Source organism: Peptoniphilus sp. HCN-40583, assembly GCF_037892835.1.
GTDB classification, from domain to species: domain Bacteria; phylum Bacillota; class Clostridia; order Tissierellales; family Peptoniphilaceae; genus Aedoeadaptatus; species Aedoeadaptatus rachelemmaiella.
The window spans coordinates 41,195-68,054 of record NZ_JBBKBU010000009.1 but is presented as its reverse complement, the minus strand read 5'-3'; the positions used below and the strand labels follow the sequence as shown (position 1 = coordinate 68,054).

The window sequence follows — 26,860 nt, the reverse complement described above, 5'->3', positions numbered from 1 at the left end:
TTTTTGTTTACTCGTATTTTAAGCGGTGTTGGGCGAAACCGTAGCCGAAAATACTCTCGGCGGCGGCAAATAGAAAGACGACGAGGGAATCTTGTATGGTAAACCGGGCGAAGTGATTCATTTCATAGGCCAATGTGTTTAGAGCAAAGATATTTTCGATCATGGGTATGATCTGTTGGGCACAGGTTAAAAACCCGACCATGGTCAGGGCAACAGAAAGCAAGGTGACGCCGCCAAGGGATTTCATAGAAATGCTTAAAGCGGAAAAAACAAAGACGGCGGGTATGGCCAAAAGAATGCTCGCGAAGAAGTAGTAGAAATAAAGAGAAAAATTAAGGCCGCCGAAGCCGCAGACGAAGCGGCCGGCCAGGAAAAAGCAGGAAAAGAAGAAGATTTGGGCGATGAGGATAAGCGCCAGCGCCAGGAAACATTTCGCAAAAATAAACCGGCTGTGTTTTGCACTGCTGAGACGGATAAAATTTAATCCCGCTTTATGCTCCACTTGCCACAACAGGGCGACGATGATGGCGATGAGGGGCACATAGAAAAAAGAGAAGTAGAATAGGGCTACCTGGGTAAATAAGCTCTCCCATTCATGGGTGAGCATGGCGCGATTGCCCATGTAGTTAAAGGTGCCGAAACACGTCGCCAACAATGGCACGACGAGTATGGTCAAGAGAAGGGGAAGCCATTTAATTTTCTTGACCTCAATTGAAAAAACAGAAAACATAATTCCTCCTAAATGGTTTTGTCGCGGCGGATGCGCGTGTGTTTTTTAATAATGAATAGGCAGATTAATAAACCCGTGAGGGATGCGGCCAAGGATGGCCAAGGAACGGGATTAATCACGCGGTCAAATCCTTCGCTTCCCTTGACGAAGGAAATGCTCAAAAGGGAGCTGTACCACGCAAAGGGATTGATGAAAGTGAGCGCCCTTGAAGTCAGCATGGAGAGAATACCAAAAAGAGCTCCGCCCATGGACAAGAACAGGGTAAAGTAAGGGCTTTTGGCCCGCGTATCCAATAGAAGAAAGAGGGCGACAAAGGTCGAGGTAATAAGCCACTGGCTGCAAAATGCCACGGCCACGTGGGCGCTCGCCACTTGGGACAAATGGAAATGATCGGAACGGGCGGCCATATGAAGAATCAATGCCCACTCGATCAACTGCAGAATGAAGAGGCGCAAACTGAGCCACGACCATTTTCTCAAGAGAAGGGTCGACGGCTCCACGCCCAGCATTTCCTGGAGCTGAAACATATTGTTTTTCTCTTCGATTTCCACCACTTTTTTCACTAGTGAAGAAAGAAGCACCGGGTTGAAGATCAATTGAAACAGAAAGTAGGCGTCCAAAAGGGAGAAGAGGGGATAGGCTTCCTCTGTAAAAGATTTTGTAAAGCCAATGACACCCAAGACAGGAACGTGAACGCATAGCATGAGAAACAGAAGGGGATAGAGGCCTAAGCCTTTGTATTTTCTCGATTCTGTTTGAATCATAGTCTCTCTCCCCTCTCTGTGTCCTGAATGAATAAGGCTTCCAAACTTTCCCGCTCTTCTTCGATGCGGTAAATGTCTACATGAGGGCTTAGGGCGCGCACTGCCTTCGCCACATCGCTATCGGAGGGGTGATTCAAGATCAGTCGGTCGCCTCGAATTTTGCATCCTAGAGAAGAAAGGACCTCCGTCGCCTTTTCATTGTCTGATGTGCGAATAGAAAGAATCGGCGGGTGAAGGCGACGATAATTTTCCAAGGTGCCGTCGTAGATCAAATGGCCTTTTTGAAGCATGGCGATATGGGTGGCGATTTTTTCCACTTCGTCGAGAATGTGGGATGAAATTAAAATCGTCGTATTTTTCTCCACCACCAATCGCTGAAAGAGGTGGCGCATATCCAGAGTGCCTACGGGATCCAGGCCGTTAATGGGCTCATCTAAGATTAAAAGCTTGGGCTCGCCGATAATGGCCATGGCGATGCCCAGTCGCTGCTTCATGCCCAGGGAATAGGTTCGCACCTTTTCGTTCGCCTTTGCTGCGAGGCCCACCTCTTCCAAAGCCGGGAGAATATGCTTTTTGTCGATGCTCTTTAAGGTGCAGAGAATGGAAAGATTCTCATGTCCCGTAAGATGATCGTAATAGGCGGGACGCTCGATGAGTGCGCCAAGTTTGCGATTCAGCGTCTTTTGATTTTTCGGCACGACCTTTTCGCCGAAAAGCATCATGTCGCCGCTATCTCTTTCGATGAGACCCAAAATAGACTTCATTAACGTGGATTTTCCGGCGCCGTTGGGGCCGATCAAGCCGTAAATGGCGCCGGACGGCAAATCGAAGTGATCGATGTCCAATACTTTTTTGCCGCGATAACTTTTGCTTAGATTGTCAATGGTTAATAGTTTGCTCATAAAAGCCTCCTTTTGATCCCATTGTAAAAAGCGAAGCTTACGAAACCATGGACAGTGGATCACTTTTAGATCACAAAAGAAGAAGGCGCCCTTCGCTATGATAAAATAGAGGCGAAAGGGGCGGTAGAAGATGAATAAAAAAGAACCGGTTATTTTAATCGTAGACGATGAAAAATCACTGCTGGATCATTTGGAAGCCTACCTGCGCGAGGCGGGCTATCCCTCCGTAAAGACGGCGTCGAATCTGGCCCAGGCGCGCTTTCAGCTGGCCCATCACCACGTGGATCTCATGATTTTAGACATTATGCTGCCGGATGGAAGCGGCATGGATCTTTTAAAATCCCTGCGCCGAGGATCCCATTTGCCGGTGATTATTCTTTCGGCCTTAGACGGCATAGACGACAGGCGGGAAGGCTTTGAATCGGAAGCGGACGATTACATCGTAAAGCCCTTTCTCGCGGAAGACCTTCTGTGGCGGGTGGAAGCTGTGCTCCGCAGAAGCTTCCGCGAAGAGAAAAAAGGCCCGATTGATTTAAACGGCGCCCTCTTCGATCCGGCGAAGGGCACGATTATCAAAGAAGGCGGGGAAGAGAAACTCACGGCGAAGCAGTATAAAATCCTGGCCCTTCTCGCTAATCACTTAAACCGCATCGTCTCCATTGATCAAATCATTGACGCCGTGTGGGAAGAATCTTTCGGCTATGAAAACACGCTCATCACCCATATCTACCGCCTGCGGGAAAAATTGGAAGACGATCCTTCCAATCCCACCCGCCTGGTGACGGTAAAGGGCTTGGGCTATAAACTCATGGGAAAGCAATAGGGGCTCAACAATGTTTCAGTTTATTTTAAAAAAATTACGCCGCTTCGTTTTGTTCACAGTTGCGTTTTCCCTGTCCTTTATTTTTCTGATTTTCCTTATTCTTTACATAAATTACAATGTAAGCAAACAGTATGTTCAGCCCGATACTGTCTATGATTCCATCATGGAAAATAAAGAAGACGGGGTACTTTTTACGACGGTAAATCGAAGTTTTCTAAAAGAAAATAACCTCTGGGCCATTCGCGTTGGAGAAAACGGCGAGGTTATTGAGTCCTGTAGAAAGCCTTCTGAAATTCCGGAAACGTACAAACTGACCGATGTGGCTCGCTTTACCCGTTATTATTTAAAAGATTATCCCGTCATGACGTACATCGTCGGCGACGTTCTTTTGGTTATCGGGTATCCCAAGGGAACATTGGATAAGCTGCCTTTCAACTATTACAGCGCAGAGCAATGGCTTTTAAACGTGGATTTGGCACTGATTTTTTTATTAGGCTATCTGTTTTTCCTCTTTTTTATGTACAGAAAGGAGCGGAACAATCTATTTAAAAAAATGTTCCCCCTTCAAGAGGCATTGGAGGAAATTTACAGTGCCCATTACACGCCCTTGGATGAAACGGGCCCCTTAAAAGAAGTCTCCCACGCGATTAACGACGCCAATGCCCGCTACGTGCAGCTGAATAAAAGCCAGAGCCAATGGATTCGCGGCATCAGCCACGACGTGCGCACGCCCCTGTCGAAACTTAGCTGGGGGCTCAACGATCTAAAGACCGACGAAAACAAAGAAGCTGTGAAAGCCCTGGAAGACGAAATTATGCGCATCAGCAAAACCATTCAGGACCTCAACGATACCTCTCGCCTGCAAACCCTTAGCGACGATCGATTTATTTTGCAAAATCCGGCGCCCTTGCTCAGAAAAATCATCGTGGCGCAAATGAACGAACACGAGGATCGACGCATTTTATTCGACAATCAATTAAGTGAAGATGCAAAGATCAATATGGACAGCCATTTGTTTAGCCGCATGATCGATAATGTCATCAGCAACAGCATCAAGTATCAGCCGGGAGATATTCACGTGGCCTGCAGGGAAACGGAAGAGAGCATTCACATTACGTTGTGGGACAATGGCGGCGGCGTGAAAAAAGAGGTGCTGGATCGCCTGGAACGGTCGGATTCGGATTCTGTTTACGTTCACGGCATGGGGCTTTTGATATCGAAGCAAATTTGCCGATTGCACGGCGGAAAAATGAAAGCGTGCAATATAAATGGGGGATTCAACGTAGCATTCATCTTGCCGCGAAGGCATTGAATGCAGATAAATACAATATCTCCTTATATTGACAGGTATACTTACTCTTGATAACATGGTAAAGGATTTAAGGAGGTACGGACAAATGAAAGTTTCTATAATTATGGGTAGCTATAGCGATAAAGAAATCGCCTTTGACGTCATTGGCGCTTTAAAAATGTTGGAAATCCCCTACGATGTCGTGGTTTACAGTGCGCATAGAACGCCCAACGAAGTGGTGGATCACGTGAAAAAGCAAGAAGAAGCCGGCGCGGAAGTGTTTATTTCCATCGCGGGAAAAGCCGCTCACTTAGGTGGTGTCATTGCCGCCCACACGACGCGGCCGGTTATCGGTGTGCCGGGGAAAACATCCGTCGGCGGAGGCATGGATTCTCTTCTTTCTACGGTACAAATGCCTTCCGGCGTCCCTGTGGCCACCGTCGCCATTAACGGCGGAAAAAATGCCGGCATTTTAGCGGCACAAATTCTGTCCGTCGGCGATGCTGCCATTAAGGAACGGCTCCTCGCTTACAAAAAACAATTACAAGACGAAGTGGTTGAGATGAATAAAAAATTGGAGGCTGATCTTCGTGGTTAAAATGAAAAGTGATGTAGAGATTGCACGGGAAGCCCATTTGGAGGAAATCCAAACCATTGCCGAAGGTTTGCACATTCCCAATGAAAAACTAAAGCACTACGGCCGCTACATGGCAAAGATCGAAGGCCGTGCTTTTGAGGACCACGATGGGCCGCGAGGAAAGCTCGTACTCGTTACGGCCATCAACCCGACGCCGGCGGGGGAAGGGAAAACCACCACCAATATCGGTCTCGCCATGGCCATGGAAAAGATGGGCAAATCCACCATCAGCACCTTGCGGGAGCCGAGCCTGGGGCCGGTCTTCGGGATTAAAGGCGGCGCGGCCGGCGGCGGCTACGCACAAGTCCTGCCCATGGACGACATTAACCTCCACTTTACCGGCGATTTTCACGCCATTACCAGCGCCAACAATTTAATCGCCGCGGCCATTGACAATCACATCCACCAAGGAAACGCGTTGGGCATCGACCCGAAAAAAATCTCATTCAAACGTGTTTTAGATATGAACGACCGCGCCCTTCGGGAAGTGATCGTCGGCATGGGGCCGAAGAAAAACGGTGTGATGCGTCAAGACGGCTTCGATATTACCGTAGCATCGGAAATCATGGCGATTCTGTGCCTCGCCCGGGACTTGGAAGACTTTAAAGCGCGCGTCGGCCGAATCATTATCGGCTACAGCTACGATGATGCGCCGATCTACGTCAAGGATCTTGAGGTAGCCGGCGCCGTCACCATGCTCATGAAAGATGCGATTCTGCCGAATTTGGTACAAACCATTGAAAATACGCCGGCGATTATTCACGGCGGGCCCTTCGCCAATATCGCCCACGGTTGCAATTCCATTATCGCCACGGAAACGGCCCTGCATCTTGCGGATTACACCATTACGGAAGCGGGCTTCGGTGCCGATCTCGGTGCGGAAAAGTTTTTAGACATTGCAGCGCCTGAAGCAGGCTTTACGCCCGATTGCATCGTGGTCGTCGCCACGGTGCGCGCGTTGAAATACAACGGCGGTGTGGCCGTGAAGGATTTAGGTGCAGAAAATGTAGAGGCCTTGAAGTCGGGTTTTGTCAATTTAAAGCGCCACGTAGAAAACATGAAGCGCTACGGCGTGCCCGTGGTTATCGCCATTAATAAATTCCCCACGGATACGGAAGCCGAGCTTAAAACCATCGACGAATTAGCCGCCGGCTTGGGCGTCGACGTGGCCTTATCCGACGTGTTCAGCAAGGGATCAGAAGGCGGTATGGCGCTGGCCGAAAAGGTCGTGGCCCTCTGCGAAGCGCCCAATAACTACGCGCCCCTTTACGACAGAAACCTGCCTGTGGAAGAAAAAATCGAAATTATTTCGAAGAAAATTTACGGCGCGAAAGATGTCGTCTATTCCGACGAGGCCCTGGCCATGATCGCACGCATTAAAAAGCTGGGTCGAGATGATCTGCCCGTGTGCATGGCAAAGACTCAAATGTCCTTTACCGACGATCTCACGAAGCTGGGGGCGCCTGAAGGATTCACCATTCACATCCGTGACATTCGCCTGTCCAACGGCGCGGGCTTTATCGTGGCCCTTACCGGCGCGGTCATGACCATGCCGGGACTACCGAAAGTTCCCGCCGCCAACGGCATGGATATCGACGCCCACGGCGTGATTACCGGCCTTTCATAAGAGGTGATTATGAACTATTCTTCAAAAATTCAAAGTGAAAGCATGGACGCCTTATTTGACGCCATATTGTCCCTGGAAAACAGAGAAGAGTGCTATCGTTTTTTCGAAGATATATGCACCATTAAAGAATTAAAAGCTATCTCTCAACGTCTGGAAGTGGTGAAACTTTTGGTTTCCGACCAAACGTACCACGCCATCGAACAAGAAACCGGCGCCTCCACGGCGACGATTAGCCGAATCAATCGGGCGCTGAATTACGGTGCCGACGGGTACCATTTGGTTTTGAAGCGGTTGGGTTTTCTTGACGAGAAAAAAGAGGATAAAAAGACAAAATAAAAAATCGGATCCTGCGGGGTCCGATTTTCTTATGAAAGACTTATTTGTTTTTTAATTGCTCGACGATTTCTTTTTCCGGCGTCACCGTCATGGTGGAAAAGTCTGTGTAGATGACGAGGCCCGGTTGATTGGAAGGATGGCGACGAATGAATTGGCGCTTCGTGTAATCTACCTCCACGTGACCGGACTGGCGGGCGCGACTGTAATAGGCGGCGAGCATGGCGCCTTCATAAAGGGTGGCCTCGCCGGCTTCTTCGCCGTCGGTTTTTACGATAACGTGGCTGCCCGGTCCGTTTTTCACGTGGAACCAGATATCGTCTTTTCTCGCAAATTTCAGCGTGAGCTCCTGATTTTGGCGATTGTTTCTGCCGACGTACATGGGAAAACCGTCGGACGATGTGAAAGTGAGGTATGTCGGCACTTTCTTTTTCTTCTTTTTGTTTTCGCCGTGGCCCTTGTATTTTTTCTTGAGGAAATCTTCCCGAAACTCTTCCTGTATGGCGTCTACTTCGTCAATGGATTCGGCATCGTCCAGATTATAGAGCATGGCATCCAAATAGCGAATGGTGTTTCGGTTTTTGTCGATGCGATCGGCGAGAAGTTTCTCCGCGTGTTTTAATTTCGTGTACTTTTTATAATAATGTGCTGCGTTTTGAATGCCGTCCTTCGTCTCGTCTAAAGGGATGGTGAGGGGATTCATGTCGTCGTAAAAATTTTCTAAAGTGACTTCCACGGCGCCGCGCTCAATTTTCCACGCATTAGATGAGACTAAATCGCCGTAGACCTTGTATTTTTGGCGATCTTTGGCATCCCTCAGCTCAAATTCCATTTTCTCTTGCTTGTGAAGGGCCCGCTCCAAATGGTTTTTGATTTGTTTGTTTAGATTTTGGCTCTTTTGACGCACCCTGTCTTCCAAGACGCGGGCGGAGAAGGTGTGATCCAAAAGGGCCGAAGGGCCGTCGTAGAAAATCTTGCTCCCTTCCGGGTAGTGGGTTAAATTAACGGCGGAAAAGGCGATAATGTGGCCTGCCTCCGACACGCTTTGGGGCTTAAATTGAGACGCGCTGATTTCGGAAAAAAGGGAGTGAAAGCCGTCGTATAAATCATCGGCGGAAAAAAGCTTCACCAGATCCTTGTCGCTTCCCCCGGCGCGATAGGCGATTTCTCTCGCGATAAGGGGCGAGACACCTAAGTAGCCACGAATGAAAAAGTTCTTTACCGAGGTGTTTTCATTTTCGTTTAGCCGCGCCATAAAGGTTTCTTTCGTTTCCTTCAGGGGATTGGCCCTGTCCACAATGCCTTCCAGCGTATAGCTTCCCCCGGGGAGCACCTCCCGCACCCGGCTCATGGAGCGATTGATGCGTTTTAATGCATCGAGAATTACATTGTTTTCGTCGAGAAGAATAATATTGGAGTAGCGGCCCATCATTTCGATGACGAGCGTCTTTTCCACTCGGTCGAAAAGCTCGTTAAAACCGTCGACCTTGATCTTAATGATGCGGTCCATTTCCACTTGCTCGATGGCCGTAATGGTGGTCGATTCCAAATGCTTTCTGAGCAGCATACAAAAAGCCGGCGGCGTTTGCGGATTTTTAAATTTTTTTTCCGTCAAATAGGCGCAGGGATTATTGGCAGAAGCGGAGAGAAGGAGACTGCCTCTGTCCGTCTTGCTCCTGAGATTTAAGACCAAGGTGTCGTCTTGCGGCTGGTAGATCTTGTCGATTTTGCCTCCGGTAAAACGGCTATTTAATTCCTCGGCCACCGCCTTTGTCATCGTTCCGTCGTAACTCAATGAATACCTCCCTTTCTGTCCTCGGGTCGTATCATGTATAATACCATAGAGGAGGCGTCTATGAACAGTATGACGGGCTTCGGCTCAAGCGAAATCGTTAAGGACGGCGTAAAGCTGAACGTGACGGTGAAATCGGTAAATCACAAAAATTTGGATATTCGGATTAAAGGACTGGCGGAAGCGCCCGCTCTGGAACAACTGGTGAAATCTGCCATTGCTAAAGAGGCGAAGCGTGGCCACTTCGATGTGTTTGTGCGCACGGAAAGGGAATCGAATACGGATTTAAGTTTCGATCCCGAGGCCTACGCTTTTTATGAAACGCTCCTGAGAGAAAAGGGGGCGTCACGGCCCGGGGAAGTGGCGTGGCTTTTGGAGCGGCCCGGCGTCATTAAACAGGGAGGCGATGAAGCTTTTGATTTAGACGAGGCTTTACTCACGGAGGCCTTCGACGCTGCCCTTAGGGATCTCTTACTTATGCGCAAAAAAGAAGGGGCGAATTTAAAGCAAGCACTAGAAGGCTATTTGGCAACTTTGGGCAGCTATGTGGAAAAAATTCAATCGGCGGCTGAAGCGGAAAAGGCAGAAGAAAAAGACGGATTTCGCAAACGGGTGGAAGAAATCATGGGCGAATACCAATTGGATCTGCCCCGTTTCTCCACGGAGCTGGCCCTGCTCTTTGAAAAAATGTCTATCGAAGAAGAAATTGCCCGTTTGATATCTCATATCGACCAATTTAATGTTATAATGAACGATAAAGGTTCTGTCGGTCGCAGATTGGATTTTCTTCTGCAGGAAATGTTCAGAGAAGCCAATACGATCGCGAGCAAATCCAGACATTTGGGGATTTTACACGACGTCGTTGAAGTGAAAACCCTCATTGATCATTTAAGAGAACAAATTGCAAACATAGAGTAAAAGACAAGGCGGGTGTCAGGTGTCAAAAGGATTTTTATTGGTATTGTCCGGTCCTTCGGGTAGCGGAAAAGGTACGGTCAGCGAAGCTTTAATGGCGAAGAATCACGAAGTGAAATTTTCCACATCGGTGACGACGAGAAAGCCGAGATCAATGGAAGTGGACGGAGAAAATTACTTCTTCAAGACGGAAGAAGAATTTAAGAAAATGGTAGAAAACGACGAGCTCTTGGAGTACGCCCACGTGCATACGAATTACTACGGCACGCCGAAGGAATTTGTATTTCAGGAAATTGAAAAGGGCGAAATCGTCCTTTTGGAAATTGACGTACAGGGCGCTTTGCAAATCAAGGATAAATACAAAGAGGCCGTGTTTATTTTCCTCCTGCCGCCAACCATGGAAGAACTGAAGCAACGCATCGTCAACCGCGGCACCGAAAGCGAAAAAGACATTGAAACCCGCTTTGCCAATGCCTTTAAGGAGCTTGATTTCGTCGGGAAATACGACTATTTCGTCGTCAACGACAAGGTGGAACAAGCGGTAAAGGACATCGAAAATATTATTGCTGCGGAAAAGCTTCGGGTGAAGCGATACAAGAACATTAAAAAGGGCATTGTGGATAGAAAGGCGATACGATGAACATTTTATCTTTTGGCGAAATCTCAAAAATTACCAATAGCCGCTACGCACTGGCAACCTTGGTTTCCAATCGAGCCAGGGAACTGGTGGACGGTGAAGAAACCCTAATCGATACGGATTTGGAAAACCCCGTGTCCATTTCTCTGGAAGAAATTAATCAAGGCGCCGTAAAATTCACCAGCAAGGAACGTTTCGACGAAATCATGGCGGAAAAAGAGCGCCGCGAAGAAGCCCTTCGCAGAGAGCTCGCCATGGCCGAAGGGGAGGAAACGGCGGATGAAGAATAAGCACGTTCTTCTCGGCGTCACCGGCGGCATTGCCGCGTACAAGGCGCCGGCCATCGTGAGCCGATTAAAAAAACTCGGCATGGAAGTGAAAGTGGTGATGACAGAAGGTGCCACAAAATTTGTCACGCCGCTAACATTTCAAACCATGAGCAATCAGGTCGTTCACGTCGACATGTTCGATCAATTGAACAATATGGATGTGGAACACATTGCCCTGGCCAAGTGGGCCGATGTCATGGTCATTGCACCTGCCACGGCCAATACCATCGCCAAATTGGCCTACGGTTTGGCCGACAACATGCTTACCACCGTGGCATTGGCCACGAAAGCGCCCATTCTAATCGCACCGGCCATGAACACGCAAATGCTCCGCGCCGAGGCCACACAAGAAGCGCTGAAGGTTTTGAAAAGCCGCAAACAATATGAGATTCTTCCCACGGCGGAAGGGCTCTTGGCCTGCCAAGATGTAGGCGAGGGAAAAATGGCGGAGCCGGAAGACATTGTGGATTACATCCTTATGGCCCTCACAGAGAAATCCTTACTGGGCGTCGATATTACCGTCACCGCCGGTCCCACCAAGGAACGGATGGATCCGGTACGCTTTATTAGCAATCACAGTACGGGGAAAATGGGCTATGCCATCGCCACGGAGGCGGCGGCACGAGGCGCGACGGTGCATTTGATTTCGGGTCCGAGCCAATTAAAAGTGCCCAAGGGCGTGGACTTTATTCCCGTGGAATCCACCGACGATATGTTTAAAGCCGTGGAAGCGAAGTTTGACGCCACCGACGTGTTGATTAAATCGGCGGCGCCCAGCGATTACAAGCCAAAAACCTACGCCGCGGAAAAGATCAAGAAGCGAGAAGGCGGCCTTATGGCCGTGGATTTTTCGCCGAACCCCGACATCGCCAAACACTTCGGCGCCATAAAGGGGGATCGGGTCATCGTAGGCTTTGCGGCTGAAAGCCACAATATGTCGACTTACGCGAAAAAGAAATTGGAAGAGAAGAACTTTAATTTTATCGTGGCCAATAATATTACCGAGGCCAAGGCCGGTTTTGGCAGCGACACGAACCACGTGCATATTTTTTCCGCCGACGGCAGCGACGAAGAGTTGCCCATGATGGATAAAAGTGATTTGGCCGCCGCCATATTGGACCGGGTAGAGAAAGACCTGAAAAGCTAGAACATTCTAGCTTTTTTTGTATTATAGGGAGCCATTATGATTGTAGATGTGTATGTAGACAAAGCCTTGCCGCAAATCGATCAACTTTATTCCTATGCTTACGAGGGCGAGGATGCATCCATTGTCGGCAAGCGCGTCATCGTTCCCTTCGGTCGCGGGAATAAGCCGGAGACGGCGGTGGTTTTAAGAATGGGCAAGGACGAAGGCAAGGAGCTGAAATCCGTCATTCAAGTGCTGGACAGGCGGCCCATATTAACACCATCCGTCATTGCCCTGGGCATGAAAATGCGGGAGATCTTCGTCACATCCTATGTGCAGGCCTTTCAGCCTCTTCTTCCGAAATACGTCTTAGGCGGCGTGGAAGAAGTGGCGGTCAAATTGACGGATGACGAGGAAACGGCGACTGTTTTTCAGGGAGAAGAAGCCCTATTGACGGAAAAAATTCCGGCGGAATCATTAGACCGACTAATTGAGGCGAGAAAAGTCGCCATTCGTTTTCGCGGCACACAGCCCGTGAAAAAAAGAGTTGTTGAAAAATACGTGGCCTGTGAAGATTACGACGGCCCCATGACCGAGAAGCAGGCCGTGGTTTTCGATTTGCTGAAAAACCGCCCGCTTTCAAAGGGCGAGATTTTAAAACGAACCGGCCTCTCATCAAGTCCCGTGGACAACTTAATAAAATACGGCGCCATCGCCCCGGTGGACCCTAAGGACATTCCTCCCGACGAGGCGCCGCCATTGCGGGAAGATCAGATCGCATCCATTGAGACAATCGCTTCATCGAAGCGGCCCGTTCATCTTCTTTACGGCAAGACGGGAAGCGGCAAGACGGAAGTTTATATGCAATTGGCACAGCACGCCATGGACGAGGGAAAGTCGTCATTGATCATCGTTCCGGAAATCGGCCTGGCCACGCAAATGGTCCATCGCCTGTCGGCGCGCTTTCCCGGGAAGGTGGACATCCTCCACTCCCGTCGCTCGGAAGGGGAGAAGGCCGCGGCGTGGATTCGGCTGAAAGAAGAGCCCGGGCGCATCGTCGTCGGCGCGCGTTCGGCGGTATTTTCTCCCGTGCCTGAGCTGGGCTATATTTTTATCGACGAGGAACAGGAAGAAAGCTACGATTACCGTGAGGGCCTGCGCTACAATGTGCGGGACGTGGCAGAAATGCGGGTGCGCTTTGAAGGAGGCAAGGTCATCTACGGCTCGGCGACCCCTTCGGTGATTACCTACGCTCGCTGCGGAGAAGATGTGGAGCTTCACCGACTGGTGGGGGATCCGAGAAAGACGGAAGCATCGCCTGTGGAGATCGTGGACATGCGGGAAGAGCTCTTTAAGGGCAATATTGAAATCCTATCCGAGCGCATGGTGGAAGGCCTTGAAGAAGCATTAAAAGCAAAAAAGCAGGCCATTCTCTTCATTAACCGCCGGGGCTACAGTCAATTCGTAAGCTGCAGAAGCTGCGGCCACGTCATCGAATGCGATGCCTGCGATATTTCCATGGTCTACCACAGAAGAACCCACCGCCTCCACTGCCACTACTGCGGCAGAACCAAGCCCATGCCGAAAACCTGTCCCGTCTGCGGCAGCGAGTATTTAAAACAGTTCGGCATCGGCACGGAACAGGTAGAGTCCTGGATAAAAAACAAATTCCCCGAGGCTCGAGTTTATCGCATGGACAAAGATACCATGGCACAAAAGGGAAATTATGAAAAAGTCTACGCAGCCATGAACGAAAAAAAGGTGGACATTCTCGTGGGAACGCAAATGCTCGCCAAGGGCTTTGATTTTGAGAATGTGGTCTTTGTCGGCGTGGTGGCGGCGGATTTATCCCTCTTCGTCTCCGATTACAAGGCCCAGGAAAAAACCTATCAGCTCCTCACTCAAGTGGCGGGCAGAGCCGGACGAGGCAAGCACAAGGGCCGCGCCGTAATCCAAACCTATAATCCCGAAAATTACAGCATCCAATATGCTAAAGAGCGAAGCTACGAGCCTTTTTTCCATCGGGAAATGGAAGAGCGCAAGCGCTTTTTGTATCCGCCCTATGTCCATTTGGTGAAGCTCCACATTCGCGGCACGGGGGATGTGGATCAGGTGGCCATGAACTGGAAAAAAACCCTGGAGGCTATCAACAAACACGAGCAATTCGACATGCTTGTGGCCAATCCCGTGGAGCAGCCGAAGATTAAAAATAAAAGACATGTGTCGATTTTGGCAAAAGTCTGGCCAAAGGAGTTTCGGCCTCTATTAAAGGCATTAAAACGGGTATTGATGTATTACTACCGTACGCAAGGGGAAAAAGAGATTACCATAAGTTTAGAAATAGATGGATAGATTAACAGAAAAGGAAGTGAAGAATGGCTAAATTACAAATTCGCATCGACGGGGATCCCATATTACGCAAAAAATCACGAAAAGTTGAAACCATCGACGAAGATTTACGCCGCCTCGTCGACGATATGTACGAAACCATGTACGAGGCTCAGGGCGTGGGCCTGGCCGCCGTGCAAATCGGCAAATTAAAACAGCTCATCGTTTTGGATGATTACGAAGGAACGAAGATGGTGCTCATCAATCCCGAACGGGTGTCGGAAGAAGGCTCTTCAGAAGCTCTGGAAGGCTGTTTAAGCGTGCCGGAGCGCATGGGCAGGGTGAAACGTTATGAAAAGATCAAAATCAATTACACCGACATTGAAGGGGAAGAGAAAACCCTGGAGGCGGAAGATTTTCTCGCCCGAATTATCCAACACGAAATGGATCATTTAAACGGCATCCTCTATACGGATTTAGCCGATGAAATGTACAATGTGGATCCTGCACGAGAAGGCGAGGAAAAGGAATGATGAAGGCCGTATTTTTCGGGACACCGGATTTTGCCGTGCCCACTCTCAATGCCTTAAACGACATTTGCGACGTGACCTTGGTCGTCACCCGAGAAGACAAGAAAAAAGGGCGTGGAAAAAAGCTTTTGCCTACGCCGGTAAAAACCCGCGCCGAAGCTTTGGGCATCGAAGTTTTTCAGCCCCATAGTTGCAAAACGGAAGAAGCCCTTGAAAAATTAAGGGCACAGGATGCGGATCTGTTTGTCGTGGTGGCCTACGGACAGATTTTATCGGAAGATGTTCTGGCTTTGCCGAAAAAGTACATCGTCAACGTCCACAGCTCTCTGCTCCCGAAATATCGGGGCGCGGCGCCCATGCAATGGGCCATTTTAAACGGCGATGAAGAAACGGGCGTGAGCCTTATGAAAGTGGAAGCCGGGCTTGACAGCGGCGCTGTCTATGATGTGAAGAAAACTCCCATCGGCGATAAAAATTTCGGAATCATTCACGACGAATTGGCGGGTTTCGGTGCGGATTTAATCCGTGCATTTGTGTCCGATCTTGAAAAAGGCGAAGTCACGTTTACGGAACAGGATCACGATGCGGCCACCTATGCGGCAAAAATCGACGACGAACTTTTGGCCTTAAGCGCCGAAGAATTGACGGCAGAGGAATTTGTAAGAAAGATTCGTGCCTTTTCGCCGGAGCCCGGTGCCCACTTCCTCTTCCGCGACGAACGCCTGAAGGTTTACGACGGTGAAGTAAGCGAGGAGGTAGTGGCAACGGGCAGGTACAAGGCCACGAAAAAGAAGCTTTGGATCGGAACCAAAGACGGCACCGTCCTCTTAAAGGAAATCCAACGGCCCGGTAAAAAGCGCATGGCCATCGGTTCCTACTTGGCCGGCGCCCACTTAGATGAGGAGGGAGAAATCTAATGTACGGCATGTACTACAATTTAGACTATCTCATTTACATTCTTCCCGGCTTTCTCTTGGCCCTTTACGCCCAATCGAAAATCAAGACAAATTTCGACAAATACAGCCGCGTGTCCAATCAAGAAGGCCTTACGGGCCGCTCCGTGGCGGAAATGATTTTGAAGAGCCACGGCATTTACGACGTGCGCGTGGACCGCGTGAGGGGAAGTTTAACCGATCATTACGATCCCTCTCATAAAGTCTTGCGCCTCTCGGATCCCGTCTATGACTCCACATCCATTGCGGCCTTAGGCATTGCCGCCCACGAATGCGGCCACGCCATTCAGCACCACGAAGCCTATGCGCCTCTTAAATTCAGAAATGCCATCGTGCCGGCGGCGAACTTGGGATCCAATCTGTCCTTTTTCTTGATCTTTATCGGCCTCTTTGCCTTTGAGCCGTTGATCAAATTAGGCATCGCCCTTTTCGCCATTACCGTCTTGTTTCAATTATTGACCTTGCCTGTGGAATACGACGCCAGTCACCGTGCCAAGGCCATCTTAGCCGACGGCGTCTTATCCGGCGAGGAAATGGTAGGGGTAGAGCGCATTCTTTCCGCGGCGGCTCTCACCTATGTGGCGAGCCTCCTTACGGCCATCGGCACCTTGCTCCGTTTCATGTCCTTGGGAAGGAGACGGGACTAATGAGAAATCCTCGTTTTCTCGCATTGACCACTTTGGAAAAAGTGGAGGCCGGCGCCTTTATTCAAGAGGCCTTCGATCCCAAAGGCTTGAAAGATGTGGATCGAAACCTGGCGGAGACCATTGTTTACGGCACGGTACAAAACAAACTTTTTCTGGACCATGTCATCGATCGGTTCGTGAAAAAGCCTGAAAATCTCGATCAAAACATAAGACAGCTTCTGCGCATGGCCCTTTACCAAATGCACTTTTTGGATCGCGTGCCGAATCACGCCGTGGTAAGTGAAACCGTCAAAATGGCAAAGGTCATTTCAAATGTGGGCGCAGCCGGACTGGTGAACGGCGTCTTGAGACAGGTGATCCGCCAAAAGGAGGATGCCTTCCACATTCGCGGCGAAGATGAAGTGACTCGCTTATCCGTCACCTACAGCTTTCCGAAGGAGTGGGTTGTTTATTTTCAACAACTTTTAAAGGACGAGACGGAGGATTTTTTAAAATCTACCTTCGAACCGGCGCCTTTAACACTTCGTCCCGTCTCCGTAGATCTTGCCTCCCTTATGGCAGAACTTGAAGAAGCGGGCTTTCACTGTGACGCGATGAAGTCTTTTCCTGCGGCGGTGGTAAAAAAACCGCGAGGGCTTTTTGAAACCTCTGCTTATAAAGAAGGCAGATTCTACGTTCAGGATGCGGCGTCTCAAGAGGTGGTCGGCTTATTTACGCCGGATAAGGACGCGGAAGCCATGGATCTATGTGCCGCTCCCGGCGGCAAGAGCTTTCAAATGGCGGAGTTTTTTTCCCATGTGGACGCCTTTGATTCCTCCCCGGAACGGTTGATGCGAATGGAAGAAAACATCCGCCGCTTAGGCTATAAGAACATCGCCACGGCGGTGCGGGACGGCAAAATGCCCTTGCCGAAGAAAAAATACGACCGCATTTTGGTGGACGCTCCCTGTACGGGCCTTGGCCTGATCCGGAGAAAGCCCGAGATCAAATACCGCGTCGGAGGGGAAGATGTGTTGCAACTGGCCCGGGTGCAAAGACGCCTGCTGGAAAATGCCTACGGCGCGTTAAATGACGGCGGCGAATTAGTCTACAGCACCTGCAGCGTCACCGTGGAAGAAAATGAAGGCGTTCTTCATTCGTTTTTGACGGATCATCCCGAGTGCCGATTAAAGGAAAAAGGAATGCGCTACTGGCCCCATCGCCACGGTACCGACGGGTTTACCATGGCCTGTATCGTAAGAAAGGATGCCTAATGCATTGGATGGAAATGACGCCGGAGGAATTAAAAGCCTATGTAACCACCTTCGGTGAAAAAAGTTTTCGTGCAACCCAACTCTTCGAAGGAATTCACGGTCAGCGTAAGGCCTTGGAGGAACTTTCGAATGTGCCCGATTCTCTGAAACAGGCTCTTCCTGCCCCCCTTCGCGGCGCAAAAATCGTAAAGCGGCTGGCATCGAAGCTGGACGAGACCAAGAAATACCTTTACGAATTGGAAGACGGGGAGATCGTCGAAGGGGTCTTAATGAAATACCATTACGGCCACAGCCTGTGCGTATCGACACAAGTCGGTTGCCGCATGGGATGTAGCTTTTGTGTGTCCACACTTAAGGGTCGGATTCGTGATCTCACGCCCTACGAGATGCTTTCTCAGATCTATGCCGTGGAAGAAAACGAAGAGGTTTCTGTGGGAAACATCATCCTCATGGGAAGCGGGGAGCCCTTGGATAACTACGACAATGTGCTTAGGTTTTTGAAGCTTCTCCACGATCCTAAGGGAAAAAACATGAGCTATCGCTCCATGACCATATCTACTTGCGGCCTCGTCGACGGCATTCGCCGATTGGCGAAAGAAGGCTTGCCCATTAATTTAGCCGTAAGCCTTCACGAAACGGATCAATCGGCGAGAGAGGCGCTCATGCCTATCGCCAACCGTCACCATTTAAGCGAACTTTTCCCGGCCCTTAGGGATTACTGCGACGAGACGAAGCAGCGGATCACCTTGGAATACACATTGATTCAGGGGAAAAACGATCAACCGAGAAACATTCGGGAAATGAAAGCACTGACAAAGGGCCTATTGTGCCATGTGAACTTAATTCCACTTAACGACACGGCCCATTTTTCCGAGAAAAAACCGTCGAGGGAGCACATTCTCAGGTTTCATCGAGAGTTGTCTCAAAGCGGCGTATCATGTACAATACGTAGAGAATTAGGCAGTGATATTCAGGCCAGCTGTGGACAATTAAAAGCGGGTTCTGAGGCCATAAAGACAAGGTGATACTATGATAATTTCTGCTTACACCCACATCGGTGGCAGGGAAAACAACGAAGACAGTTACTATGTGGATCCGAAAAAGCGCTTCGCCATCTTGGCTGACGGCATGGGCGGCCACGCGGCAGGTGAAAAAGCCAGCGCCTTGGCCGTCAATCGATTAAAAGAGGTGCTTTCCGTTTCCGTCGAAAACGAGCGGGAGCTTTTGGATCTTTTAAATAAAGGCGTTCACGATGTGAACCAAGAGATCTTCAATCAATCGGCAGCCCATTTAAAATACCGTGGCATGGGAACGACTTTAAGTTTGATTTACCTTCTGAAGGGCAAACTCTATTACATTAACATCGGCGATTCCAGAATCTACGGTTACGACGACGATCTCTTTCAAATCTCGAAAGACGACAGTTTCGTCAATTACCTTTTAGACATCGGCGACATTTCCGAAGAAGAGGCCCGGGTTCATCCGAAGAAAAACGTTCTGACAAAGGCATTGGGCACCACGCAAGGCATAGATTTTCAAATTCGGAGTTTGGATACGGATTTAAAATTTATCATCCTCTGCTCCGACGGCCTTTCCGACGTCGTGGAGCGGGCGGACATTCAAAAAGTATTAGAAACACAAACGGGCGATTATGCGAAGACGCTGGTTGAAAAGGCCCTGGATGGTGGCGGAAAAGACAATATTACCGTCATTGTGCTAGATAAGAGTAGGTGAAGGTATGCAAGGTATGATTTTAGCTGACAGGTATGAATGCCTGAAACGAATCGGAAGCGGCGGCATGGGCGATGTTTACAAGGCTCACGACCGCAGGCTGGACAGAATCGTTGCCATTAAAGTCTTAAAGAGCGAATACAACGAAGACGACAACTTCATCCGCAAATTCCGCCGAGAATCCTTGGCTGCCGCCAGTATTTCTCACCCGAATATTGTGAGTATTTATGATGTGGGCATGGAGACGGTGGCCGATGAAGACGTCTATTACATCGTCATGGAATACATCGATGGAAAGACATTAAAGGAATTAATTAAAGAAGAGGGCATGTTGAGCCAAAACCAGGCGTTGAATTACCTGATTCAAATCGCCGAGGCTTTAAAAATCGCCCACAATAAAAATATTATCCATCGAGACATTAAATCCCAAAACATCATGGTGACCCGAGACAATCGGGTGAAGGTGACAGACTTCGGTATCGCCCGCATGGCGGGAAATGCCACGGTCACCGTGACCAATGCGGTCATGGGCAGCGTCCATTACTTCTCGCCGGAACAGGCGCGGGGGCAAAAAGTCGATGCCAGGAGCGACATCTACTCCATGGGCATCGTGCTCTTTGAAATGCTCACCGGCGACGTGCCCTTTGATTCGGAAAATCCCATTACCGTGGCATTAATGCACGTACAAAACGACATTCCCATGCCATCGGAGCGAAATCCCAGAGTGAGTCCGGAAGTGGACCGGGTGTTTAAACACATGACGGAGAAAAAGCCTTCGGATCGCTACGACAACGTCAGTTTGATTATTGAAGATGTAAAGGCGATTTTGCTGGGCAAAGTTTACGGCGACCGGACACAAACGGATACGAGAACCACTGTAGTGATTCCCAATACCGGAAACAGAGCCCCGGTTGAGCCGACGACACACACGGATACGGCGGAGCGCGCAAAGAGAAATACGCGGCCCATCCCGGTGAAAAAGCCCAAAAAGAAAAGCAATCCACTGGCAACCATAGGCGGGGTCCTGCTGGCCCTTTTACTCCTCTTCGGCCTGGCCTTCGGCGGATCGAAGATAAAAAATATGCTTCTTGACGGTCAAAAAGGTGAAGCGGTGGAAATGATCGATTTAATCGGTAAAGATGTTTCCGAAGCGAAAGACTTCGCCGCTTCAAATGATTTGAAACTGGAAATAGACGAGAAAGAATCGGATGAGGGCATCAAACCCGGCACGATCTTATCTCAATCGGTGGACGAAGGGGAAGTCTTGCGGCGCGGCGATCAATTCTCCGTCGTCATCGCCAAAGAAGAGGAAAAAGTAAAGGTTCCCGATCTTGAGAACATGACCATCTCCGAGGCCCAGGCTACGCTGAAGACGGCGGGGCTCAATCTCGTCGTAGACAAGACGGAATACAGCGACAGCGTACCGGCAGATCGCATCATCAGCCAAAAACCGAAATCCGACGAAAAGCTTGCCAAAGGCGAAAGTGTCCACGTGACCATGAGTAAAGGACAAGACGATAAGACGACCGTCGTCCCCAATTTAAAGGGTGTTTCCGTTGAGAAAGCCAAAGCCCTATTGAGAGAACAAGGACTGAAACTGGGCAATGTGGAAGAGAGAGAAGATCTTTCCGTGGGACCCGGCGAAGTCGTTTGGCAACAATACAATAGCGGAAATCAAATTAAACAAAATTCAACGGTAGATATTATCGTGAGCAAACATGGCTCCGGCGGCGACAGCGACGAAGGATCGTCGGTAAGCCACAAAAATCTCTCCTACCGCATTCCGGACGACGGAGACACCCACGAAATCGAAGTGGTGGTAGAGTCCGGTGGCAGCGAACGCGTGGTGAACCACGAAGAAGTGGTCGGCGGCTCCTCGGTATCCTATCCGGTTCAAGGGCGCTCCGGCGATAAAGCTTATATACGCGTCGATGGCTCCGTGGTTAAATCGGTGAACTTTTGATGAATAAAAAAGGCAGAATCACGAAACTGTTGGGCGGTTTTTACTACGTCACCGCCGAAAACGGCGAAGTGTATGAAACACGGGCCCGAGGCATTTTTCGTCATCAAAAACGAAAGCCTGTCGTGGGCGATTACGTGGAGCTTTTAATTGACGAAGGGGATAGGCTCAATTCCGTAGAAGAAATTTTGCCGAGAAAAAACAGCTTGCTCCGTCCGCCGGTCGCCAATGTGGATCAAATTTTGCTCTTTATTCCCACGGCAAACCCGAAATACAATTTGTACTTGGTGGATAAAATGCTGGCTTATTACGAACAACAAAACGTGCGCATCGTCCCTGTGGTTTCTAAATGGGACTTGGATCCCGAAAAGGCGGAGGCACTCCGAAGCCTTTATGAAGCCAGCGGCTACCATGTCATGCATCTCTCGGAGAAGGACAACGAATCGGTGACGAAGTTGGAAGCCATGCTTTTTGAAAAGACCACCGTATTAAGCGGCGTGTCCGGATCGGGAAAGACCACCTTTTTAAATCGCGTACTGAACTTGGATCTCGAAACGGGCACGGTAAGCGAAAAGACCAATCGGGGCAAGCACACGACGCGGCACACGGAAATCTTTACGGGAGAGAAGGGGATGTATTTATTCGATACACCTGGATTTTCCAGTATTGAAATCGACTCCATCGCTTCCGCAGATTTAGACGCACATTTCAGGGAATTTGCGCCCTTTATTCAGTCTTGTAAGTTCCAGGATTGTCGCCACGTGAAAGAGCCGGGTTGCGCCGTGCGTGCTGCCTATGAAAGGGGCGACATCGTAGCCAGCCGCTTTGAAAATTATTTGCGCTTTTACGACGAATTAGTAGAAAAGGAGAATGGAAAATGGCGTTAGTGGCACCGTCGATTTTATCGGCAGACTTTTCAAAATTAGGTGAAGCCATCACATTTTTAGACGGGGAAAAAGTGGATTACATTCACATCGATGTCATGGACGGAAAATATGTACCGAATTTAACCTTCGGTCCGCCGGTCATCAAGGCCATTCGCCCCTTTACCTCCATTCCCTTCGACGTGCACTTAATGATCGAAAAGCCGGACGATTCCGTCGACGATTACATCGCCGCCGGAGCCGATCGTATTACCTTCCACACCGATGCCACCATTCACGCTCACCGACTGGTCCACCGCATCAAAGAAGCGGGAATCAAGGCAGGGGTGAGCTTAAACCCGTCTCAAAACCCCGAATCCATTCGCTACCTTCTCGAAGACGTGGACCTCGTACTACTCATGAGTGTCAATCCCGGCTTCGGGGGACAGTCTTTCATTTCGTCCACCATTGAAAAGGCGAAGCAGTTAAGGACCATGACCCATCGCGAGGATTTGGAAATCATGGTCGACGGCGGAATCAACGAAACCACCGGTGCCGCCATGGTGGAAGCGGGCTGCGACAGTTTGGTGGCGGGATCTTATATTTTTAAACACGAAGATCCCCGCGTCGCCATTAATGCATTAAAACGCCTATGAAGCGGGGCTTAATTATTACCGGCGGGCGGCGCCCGTCGAAGGAATTATTGGATCGGGAGATCCGTTGGGCCGACGGCATTATCTGCGCCGACAGCGGCTACGACGCTTTGGCCCACGTGCCGGAAAAATTAAAGCTGGTTATCGGCGACTTCGACAGCTCCCATCGCTTGGCGGAACTGAAAGAAAAACAGGTGCCCATTGAAATACTTCCGCCCATGAAAGACGAGACGGATACGGAAATGGCCATGACACGGATGCTGGCCTTTGATCCTGAGGAAATCCATATTTTAGGCGCCACAGGCAGCCGCTGGGATCACAGCGTGGCGACGATTTTTTCTCTTGAAGCCTATGTGGATGAGAAGGCGACGATCAGCTTGATCGACGAAAACAATCGCCTGCGCCTCGTCGGCCCGGGCCGATATCACGTGGAGCAGCTCGGCTTTCACTACGTGAGCTTCGTTCCCGTTACCGATTCCATCGAGATTACAACGGATGGCTTTAAGTATGAGGTGGATCATTTAACGCTTTACAGAAAAAAAACCCGCGGCGTCAGCAATGAATTGCTGAAGGACGCGGGTGAAGTGACACTACATGAAGGTAAAATGCTTATCATTCATTCAAAGGATGGATAGATAGCCCATCTTGTCAATAAAAAAGGCCCCGAAGGGCTTTTTTTGTTGCACTTAATTGACTTGGTTTCTCGGCTTTCTGTCGGCGATAAAATCTTCTAAGTTATCGACGCAGGCATTGCCCATTTCCAGACGAGCCTCCACGGTGGCATTGCCCAGGTGAGGTGCCAAGGTCACATTGTCGAGATGCAAAAGATCTTTCGTGACCTTCGGTTCGAATTCATAGACATCCAGGGCGGCACCGGCGATGGTTCCGTCTTTTAACGCATCGGCCAAGGCCTGTTCGTCGATTAAGGGACCGCGGGCGGCGTTAATGAAGGTGGCGGTGTTTTTCATTGCCTTAAAGGCATTGGCGTCGAATTTGTGTTTCAGTTCGGGAACAAAAGCGGAGTGGAGGCTGATGAAATCCGATTCTTTCAAAAGTTCGTCGAAAGAAACGTAGGTAGCGCCTAATTCTTCAATGGCTTCTTTACGGGTTCTCGAATTGTAAATAACCTTCATATCGAAAGCCAGCGCGCGCTTCGCCAAGTTTTGTCCGATATTTCCCATGCCGAAAATACCCAAAGTCTTGCCTTTTAATTGTTGGCCGAGGAAATAGGTGGGGCGCCATCCGCGGAAGCCGCCATCTCTTAAGTCCTTTTCGCCGCGAATCAATTGTCTCGCCTGTGCCAGCATTAAAGCAAAGGCCAATTCGGCGGTGGAGACGGCGGAGGAGGGGGCCGGTGCGTTGCAGACGACGATGCCTTTTTCACGTGCATAGGCGATGTCGATGTTGTCGAAGCCGGCGCCGTAATTTAAAATCAGTTTTAGATCCTTTGCGCCGTCGATGACTTCTCGATCGATTTTATCGGACAGGGGACAGATAAGAGCATCTTTTGCCTGAAGGGCCGCGATAATTTCTTCTTTTGTCATAGGGACATTGCTGTCGTTGTAGCTATAATCGATGGCGCCTAAGCGCTGGATAATTTCATCAGGCACACGACTGGAAATAAAAAGCTTCATAGTTACCTCCTAAAAAAAGCGATAAAAAAAGCCGATTCCTAAGAATCGACTCGTAATTAAAGGGCGCGTTCAACCTTGCCGGATCTCAGGCAACGCGTACATACGTAAATTCTTTTCTTCGATCCGTTAACAACGGCGCGGACGCGTTGAAGGTTCGGGGACCAAGATCTATTTCCTCTTTTATGGGAGAAGGAAATGGAGTTACCGAATTTTTTTTCTTTTCCGCAGATTTCACATCTTTTTGCCATACTTACACCTCCTCCGACATTTTTTCAACTCGAATTATTTTACCACAGAGAAAAATAAAATGCAATTAGGCTTCGGTTTTTTCCGGGAGGCTTATGTGATATAATGACGGTAATTCCCAATAGCGGAAAGGAGACGAATCATGCAAATTACGATCCCAAACGAAAAGGGCAATATTACCATAGATAATCAAGTCATCGCCACCATTGCGGGCGTTTCCGCCATGGAAAGCTACGGCGTCGTGGGCATGGCCAGCAAAAATGCCACGGACGGAATTTTCCAATTGCTTAAATTTGAAAACTTAACCAGAGGAATCGAAGTGTACACTGAAAACGAACGGGTACACATTCAATTGCACGTCATCATCGAATACGGCATTCGCATTTCTACCGTGGGACAAAATATTATTGACACCGTTCAATTTAATATCGAGTCGATGACGGGATTAGAAGTCGATCAAATCGAGGTTTTGGTCGAAGGTATACGAATGAACTAGAGGTAGGGTATGGATCAGATTACGATTACAGAATTTAAGGAAGCACTGATCAGTGCTTCGAATTTTTTAGAAATAAATAAAGAACACGTCAACGATCTCAATGTCTTCCCCGTACCCGACGGGGACACGGGCACCAATATGTCGAAGACCATTAAAAGTGCCGTGAAGCAAGTGACCGAATCCGACGCCAAGGAACTGGGCTCCTTAGCCGCTGAAATGAGCCGCGGTGCACTGATGGGTGCTCGGGGCAACAGCGGGGTTATTCTTTCCCAGCTCTTCAGGGGATTTGCCGAAGGCCTGAAGGGCCACGACGTCCTCACTGTGCCCGTCCTTGCCGCAGCCATGAAAAGCGCTTCTGAAATGACGTATCTCGCCGTCATGAAGCCCACGGAAGGCACCATCCTTACAGTGGGTCGCGAAAGTGCCGATTTCGCCGTGAAATACGCGAAGAAATACAGCGATTTAATTTTATTCGGCGAGGCCGTCTTGGAGAAGGCAAAGGAATCCTTGGCCAACACGCCGAATCTTCTTCCCGTCTTAAAAGAAGCCGGCGTCGTCGATGCCGGGGGCCAAGGCCTGGTGACCATTATGGAAGGGGCGCTGAAAGCCTTAAAAGGCGAAGCTGTCTTAGGTACCACGGAAGAGGGATCCCCGCAAGGCAAGGAAAAGATCGAACGGAAAGAAATTTCCACCGACGACATTAAATTCGGCTACTGCACGGAATTTATCGTGAACACCAAATCCAATCACGTCGATGATTTGAAAGCGGACTTAATTCCCCGTGGCGACAGCCTCATCGTCGTCGGCGACGACAGCATGATTAAGGTTCACGTTCACACCAACGATCCCGGTCTCGCCATTCAAAGCGCGCTGAACTACGGCTTTTTAAAAGACATTAAAGTCGATAATATGCGCCTGCAACATTCCGAGCGACTGTTTACCGATTATGAAGTGGAAGCCTCCAACGCGAAGGCACCTGAAGAAATGAAGCCCTACGGCTTTGTCTCCATTTGTGCCGGCAAAGGCATCGAGGAAATTTTCCGACAAGTCGGCGTGGACTATTTGGTCACCGGCGGACAAACGATGAATCCTTCGACAGAAGACATTTTGGCCGGCATCGACCGTGTCAATGCGGAACACATTTTCGTGCTTCCCAACAACAGCAATATTTTCCTTGCTGCGGAAGCGGCGGCGGATATATCCGAGAAAGAAGTTACCGTTTTAAAGACGCGCTCCATTCCGGAAGGAATCAATGCCTGCATCCACTTTATGCCGGACAAAGGCGTAGAGGAAAATGTCGAAACCATGATGGAAGCCGTAGACGATTTAACCACCGGCCAAGTCACTTATGCCGTACGAGATACGGAGATGGACGGCATCGCCATTAAAAAGGGCGACTACATCGGCCTTTCCGGTAAAAAAATCTTGGCAAAGGGCGAATCCGTGAACGACACCACCATCGAAATGATCAAAAAAATGGTGGATGAGGACGCCGCCTTCGTCTCTCTCTACGCCGGAGAAGACGTAAGTGGCGAGGACGTTGAAGCCTTGGAGGAACGCTTGGAAGAGGCTTTCCCCGACATGGACATCGAGATCATGCGCGGTGAGCAGCCAATTTATTATTATTTAATTTCAGTCGAGTGAGAAGCAGGCGCAGGCC

The 26,860-nt window shown here is 49.5% G+C and carries 28 protein-coding genes; 22 read left to right on the top strand and 6 right to left on the bottom strand.

The annotated features are described in order from the left end of the window. Positions 1–7: 7 nt before the first annotated feature. From WKT05_RS04360 to WKT05_RS04350, 3 genes are read right to left on the bottom strand one after another with little or no spacing between them, the layout of a single operon-like run. Positions 8–730 (bottom strand): ABC transporter permease, encoded by a 723-nt coding sequence (locus WKT05_RS04360; protein WP_340413054.1) that lies wholly within the window; start codon positions 728–730, stop codon positions 8–10. A gap of 8 nt (positions 731–738) precedes the next feature. After that, positions 739–1,494, bottom strand: a complete 756-nt coding sequence (locus WKT05_RS04355; protein ID WP_340413053.1) for a hypothetical protein — start codon at positions 1,492–1,494, stop codon at positions 739–741. Further along, entirely contained in the window at positions 1,491–2,396 is a 906-nt protein-coding gene (locus WKT05_RS04350; RefSeq protein ID WP_340413052.1) for an ABC transporter ATP-binding protein, read from the bottom strand. Before WKT05_RS04350 ends, WKT05_RS04355 begins: the two co-directional genes overlap by 4 nt. Positions 2,397–2,526: 130 nt before the next feature. On the opposite strand from WKT05_RS04350, the gene WKT05_RS04345 reads away from it, so the two are divergent. The 5 genes from WKT05_RS04345 (at position 2,527) to WKT05_RS04325 (ending at position 7,110) form a co-directional block, all read left to right on the top strand. Continuing rightward, complete coding sequence (locus tag WKT05_RS04345) at positions 2,527–3,219, top strand: response regulator transcription factor (RefSeq protein ID WP_340413051.1); 693 nt, start codon at positions 2,527–2,529, stop codon at positions 3,217–3,219. Positions 3,220–3,229: 10 nt separating this feature from the next. After that, positions 3,230–4,531: a sensor histidine kinase gene (locus tag WKT05_RS04340; protein WP_340413050.1), complete on the top strand. Its 1,302-nt coding sequence runs from the start codon at positions 3,230–3,232 to the stop codon at positions 4,529–4,531. An 85-nt stretch (positions 4,532–4,616) separates the two neighbouring features. After that, complete coding sequence (gene purE / locus WKT05_RS04335; RefSeq protein ID WP_340413049.1) at positions 4,617–5,108, top strand: 5-(carboxyamino)imidazole ribonucleotide mutase; 492 nt, start codon at positions 4,617–4,619, stop codon at positions 5,106–5,108. Between the two features lies 1 nt (position 5,109). Continuing rightward, complete coding sequence (locus tag WKT05_RS04330) at positions 5,110–6,774, top strand: formate--tetrahydrofolate ligase (protein WP_340413056.1); 1,665 nt, start codon at positions 5,110–5,112, stop codon at positions 6,772–6,774. A 9-nt stretch (positions 6,775–6,783) separates the two neighbouring features. Next, complete coding sequence (locus WKT05_RS04325; RefSeq protein WP_215508782.1) at positions 6,784–7,110, top strand: YerC/YecD family TrpR-related protein; 327 nt, start codon at positions 6,784–6,786, stop codon at positions 7,108–7,110. A 40-nt stretch (positions 7,111–7,150) separates the two neighbouring features. On the opposite strand, the gene WKT05_RS04320 is transcribed toward WKT05_RS04325, so the two are convergent. Next, complete coding sequence (locus tag WKT05_RS04320) at positions 7,151–8,902, bottom strand: Rqc2 family fibronectin-binding protein (protein ID WP_340413047.1); 1,752 nt, start codon at positions 8,900–8,902, stop codon at positions 7,151–7,153. A gap of 60 nt (positions 8,903–8,962) precedes the next feature. Here WKT05_RS04320 and WKT05_RS04315 point away from each other — a divergent pair, with 60 nt between their 5' ends. Genes WKT05_RS04315 through WKT05_RS04245 form a run of 15 tightly spaced genes read left to right on the top strand, consistent with a single transcriptional unit; the run spans position 8,963 to position 23,459 of the window. Beyond that, the gene (locus WKT05_RS04315; protein WP_340413046.1) at positions 8,963–9,817 is read left to right on the top strand and encodes a YicC/YloC family endoribonuclease; all 855 of its coding nucleotides are present in this window, start codon (positions 8,963–8,965) and stop codon (positions 9,815–9,817) included. A 19-nt stretch (positions 9,818–9,836) separates the two neighbouring features. After that, on the top strand, positions 9,837–10,454 hold the full coding sequence (gmk, locus tag WKT05_RS04310; protein ID WP_340413045.1) for a guanylate kinase: 618 nt from the start codon (positions 9,837–9,839) through the stop codon (positions 10,452–10,454). Then, positions 10,451–10,741, top strand: coding sequence for a DNA-directed RNA polymerase subunit omega (gene rpoZ, locus WKT05_RS04305; RefSeq protein ID WP_340413043.1), 291 nt, complete (start codon positions 10,451–10,453; stop codon positions 10,739–10,741). Before gmk ends, rpoZ begins: the two co-directional genes overlap by 4 nt. Continuing rightward, positions 10,731–11,927, top strand: a complete 1,197-nt coding sequence (gene coaBC, locus WKT05_RS04300; RefSeq protein WP_340413042.1) for a bifunctional phosphopantothenoylcysteine decarboxylase/phosphopantothenate--cysteine ligase CoaBC — start codon at positions 10,731–10,733, stop codon at positions 11,925–11,927. Before rpoZ ends, coaBC begins: the two co-directional genes overlap by 11 nt. A gap of 36 nt (positions 11,928–11,963) precedes the next feature. Then, a complete protein-coding gene (gene priA / locus WKT05_RS04295; protein ID WP_340413041.1) occupies positions 11,964–14,258 on the top strand; it encodes a replication restart helicase PriA in 2,295 nt (764 codons plus the stop codon). A 23-nt stretch (positions 14,259–14,281) separates the two neighbouring features. Beyond that, positions 14,282–14,767 (top strand): peptide deformylase, encoded by a 486-nt coding sequence (gene def / locus WKT05_RS04290; RefSeq protein WP_340413040.1) that lies wholly within the window; start codon positions 14,282–14,284, stop codon positions 14,765–14,767. Next, entirely contained in the window at positions 14,764–15,681 is a 918-nt protein-coding gene (gene fmt, locus WKT05_RS04285) for a methionyl-tRNA formyltransferase (RefSeq protein ID WP_340413039.1), read from the top strand. The genes def and fmt overlap by 4 nt, the downstream gene beginning before the upstream one ends. Then, positions 15,681–16,364: a zinc metallopeptidase gene (locus tag WKT05_RS04280; RefSeq protein ID WP_340413038.1), complete on the top strand. Its 684-nt coding sequence runs from the start codon at positions 15,681–15,683 to the stop codon at positions 16,362–16,364. The genes fmt and WKT05_RS04280 overlap by 1 nt, the downstream gene beginning before the upstream one ends. Next, entirely contained in the window at positions 16,364–17,617 is a 1,254-nt protein-coding gene (gene rsmB / locus WKT05_RS04275; RefSeq protein ID WP_340413037.1) for a 16S rRNA (cytosine(967)-C(5))-methyltransferase RsmB, read from the top strand. The genes WKT05_RS04280 and rsmB overlap by 1 nt, the downstream gene beginning before the upstream one ends. Next, on the top strand, positions 17,617–18,642 hold the full coding sequence (rlmN, locus tag WKT05_RS04270) for a 23S rRNA (adenine(2503)-C(2))-methyltransferase RlmN (RefSeq protein ID WP_340413036.1): 1,026 nt from the start codon (positions 17,617–17,619) through the stop codon (positions 18,640–18,642). The genes rsmB and rlmN overlap by 1 nt, the downstream gene beginning before the upstream one ends. Before the next feature lie 4 nt (positions 18,643–18,646). Then, on the top strand, positions 18,647–19,351 hold the full coding sequence (locus tag WKT05_RS04265; RefSeq protein WP_340413035.1) for a PP2C family protein-serine/threonine phosphatase: 705 nt from the start codon (positions 18,647–18,649) through the stop codon (positions 19,349–19,351). A gap of 4 nt (positions 19,352–19,355) precedes the next feature. Next, on the top strand, positions 19,356–21,311 hold the full coding sequence (gene pknB / locus WKT05_RS04260; RefSeq protein WP_340413034.1) for a Stk1 family PASTA domain-containing Ser/Thr kinase: 1,956 nt from the start codon (positions 19,356–19,358) through the stop codon (positions 21,309–21,311). After that, positions 21,311–22,195: a ribosome small subunit-dependent GTPase A gene (gene rsgA, locus WKT05_RS04255; protein ID WP_340413055.1), complete on the top strand. Its 885-nt coding sequence runs from the start codon at positions 21,311–21,313 to the stop codon at positions 22,193–22,195. Before pknB ends, rsgA begins: the two co-directional genes overlap by 1 nt. Further along, complete coding sequence (rpe, locus tag WKT05_RS04250) at positions 22,186–22,827, top strand: ribulose-phosphate 3-epimerase (RefSeq protein WP_340413033.1); 642 nt, start codon at positions 22,186–22,188, stop codon at positions 22,825–22,827. Before rsgA ends, rpe begins: the two co-directional genes overlap by 10 nt. Continuing rightward, entirely contained in the window at positions 22,824–23,459 is a 636-nt protein-coding gene (locus WKT05_RS04245; protein WP_340413032.1) for a thiamine diphosphokinase, read from the top strand. Before rpe ends, WKT05_RS04245 begins: the two co-directional genes overlap by 4 nt. Positions 23,460–23,510: 51 nt before the next feature. Here WKT05_RS04245 and WKT05_RS04240 read toward each other — a convergent pair whose 3' ends face one another. Then, entirely contained in the window at positions 23,511–24,458 is a 948-nt protein-coding gene (locus WKT05_RS04240) for an NAD(P)-dependent oxidoreductase (RefSeq protein WP_340413031.1), read from the bottom strand. A gap of 56 nt (positions 24,459–24,514) precedes the next feature. Further along, on the bottom strand, positions 24,515–24,706 hold the full coding sequence (rpmB, locus tag WKT05_RS04235; protein WP_215508545.1) for a 50S ribosomal protein L28: 192 nt from the start codon (positions 24,704–24,706) through the stop codon (positions 24,515–24,517). A gap of 140 nt (positions 24,707–24,846) precedes the next feature. Between rpmB and WKT05_RS04230 the strand changes: the two genes are divergently transcribed. Both WKT05_RS04230 and WKT05_RS04225 read left to right on the top strand, forming a co-directional pair. Then, positions 24,847–25,200 (top strand): Asp23/Gls24 family envelope stress response protein, encoded by a 354-nt coding sequence (locus WKT05_RS04230; protein WP_215508544.1) that lies wholly within the window; start codon positions 24,847–24,849, stop codon positions 25,198–25,200. Between the two features lie 9 nt (positions 25,201–25,209). Then, positions 25,210–26,844 carry a DAK2 domain-containing protein gene (locus WKT05_RS04225; protein ID WP_340413030.1) on the top strand — a complete coding sequence of 545 codons (1,635 nt, stop codon included), beginning with the start codon at positions 25,210–25,212 and terminating at the stop codon, positions 26,842–26,844. The last annotated feature ends 16 nt before the right edge of the window (positions 26,845–26,860 follow it).

Bases quoted from the DNA above. Each gene is read 5' to 3' on its own strand.
- WKT05_RS04360 (WP_340413054.1), bottom strand. From the start codon at position 730: ATGTTTTCTGTTTTTTCAATTGAGGTCAAGAAAATTAAATGGCTTCCC.
- WKT05_RS04355 (WP_340413053.1), bottom strand. From the start codon at position 1,494: ATGATTCAAACAGAATCGAGAAAATACAAAGGCTTAGGCCTCTATCCC.
- WKT05_RS04350 (WP_340413052.1), bottom strand. From the start codon at position 2,396: ATGAGCAAACTATTAACCATTGACAATCTAAGCAAAAGTTATCGCGGC.
- WKT05_RS04345 (WP_340413051.1), top strand. From the start codon at position 2,527: ATGAATAAAAAAGAACCGGTTATTTTAATCGTAGACGATGAAAAATCA.
- WKT05_RS04340 (WP_340413050.1), top strand. From the start codon at position 3,230: ATGTTTCAGTTTATTTTAAAAAAATTACGCCGCTTCGTTTTGTTCACA.
- purE (WP_340413049.1), top strand. From the start codon at position 4,617: ATGAAAGTTTCTATAATTATGGGTAGCTATAGCGATAAAGAAATCGCC.
- WKT05_RS04330 (WP_340413056.1), top strand. From the start codon at position 5,110: ATGAAAAGTGATGTAGAGATTGCACGGGAAGCCCATTTGGAGGAAATC.
- WKT05_RS04325 (WP_215508782.1), top strand. From the start codon at position 6,784: ATGAACTATTCTTCAAAAATTCAAAGTGAAAGCATGGACGCCTTATTT.
- WKT05_RS04315 (WP_340413046.1), top strand. From the start codon at position 8,963: ATGAACAGTATGACGGGCTTCGGCTCAAGCGAAATCGTTAAGGACGGC.
- rpoZ (WP_340413043.1), top strand. From the start codon at position 10,451: ATGAACATTTTATCTTTTGGCGAAATCTCAAAAATTACCAATAGCCGC.
- coaBC (WP_340413042.1), top strand. From the start codon at position 10,731: ATGAAGAATAAGCACGTTCTTCTCGGCGTCACCGGCGGCATTGCCGCG.
- priA (WP_340413041.1), top strand. From the start codon at position 11,964: ATGATTGTAGATGTGTATGTAGACAAAGCCTTGCCGCAAATCGATCAA.
- def (WP_340413040.1), top strand. From the start codon at position 14,282: ATGGCTAAATTACAAATTCGCATCGACGGGGATCCCATATTACGCAAA.
- fmt (WP_340413039.1), top strand. From the start codon at position 14,764: ATGATGAAGGCCGTATTTTTCGGGACACCGGATTTTGCCGTGCCCACT.
- WKT05_RS04280 (WP_340413038.1), top strand. From the start codon at position 15,681: ATGTACGGCATGTACTACAATTTAGACTATCTCATTTACATTCTTCCC.
- rsmB (WP_340413037.1), top strand. From the start codon at position 16,364: ATGAGAAATCCTCGTTTTCTCGCATTGACCACTTTGGAAAAAGTGGAG.
- rlmN (WP_340413036.1), top strand. From the start codon at position 17,617: ATGCATTGGATGGAAATGACGCCGGAGGAATTAAAAGCCTATGTAACC.
- WKT05_RS04265 (WP_340413035.1), top strand. From the start codon at position 18,647: ATGATAATTTCTGCTTACACCCACATCGGTGGCAGGGAAAACAACGAA.
- pknB (WP_340413034.1), top strand. From the start codon at position 19,356: ATGCAAGGTATGATTTTAGCTGACAGGTATGAATGCCTGAAACGAATC.
- rsgA (WP_340413055.1), top strand. From the start codon at position 21,311: ATGAATAAAAAAGGCAGAATCACGAAACTGTTGGGCGGTTTTTACTAC.
- rpe (WP_340413033.1), top strand. From the start codon at position 22,186: ATGGCGTTAGTGGCACCGTCGATTTTATCGGCAGACTTTTCAAAATTA.
- WKT05_RS04245 (WP_340413032.1), top strand. From the start codon at position 22,824: ATGAAGCGGGGCTTAATTATTACCGGCGGGCGGCGCCCGTCGAAGGAA.
- WKT05_RS04240 (WP_340413031.1), bottom strand. From the start codon at position 24,458: ATGAAGCTTTTTATTTCCAGTCGTGTGCCTGATGAAATTATCCAGCGC.
- rpmB (WP_215508545.1), bottom strand. From the start codon at position 24,706: ATGGCAAAAAGATGTGAAATCTGCGGAAAAGAAAAAAAATTCGGTAAC.
- WKT05_RS04230 (WP_215508544.1), top strand. From the start codon at position 24,847: ATGCAAATTACGATCCCAAACGAAAAGGGCAATATTACCATAGATAAT.
- WKT05_RS04225 (WP_340413030.1), top strand. From the start codon at position 25,210: ATGGATCAGATTACGATTACAGAATTTAAGGAAGCACTGATCAGTGCT.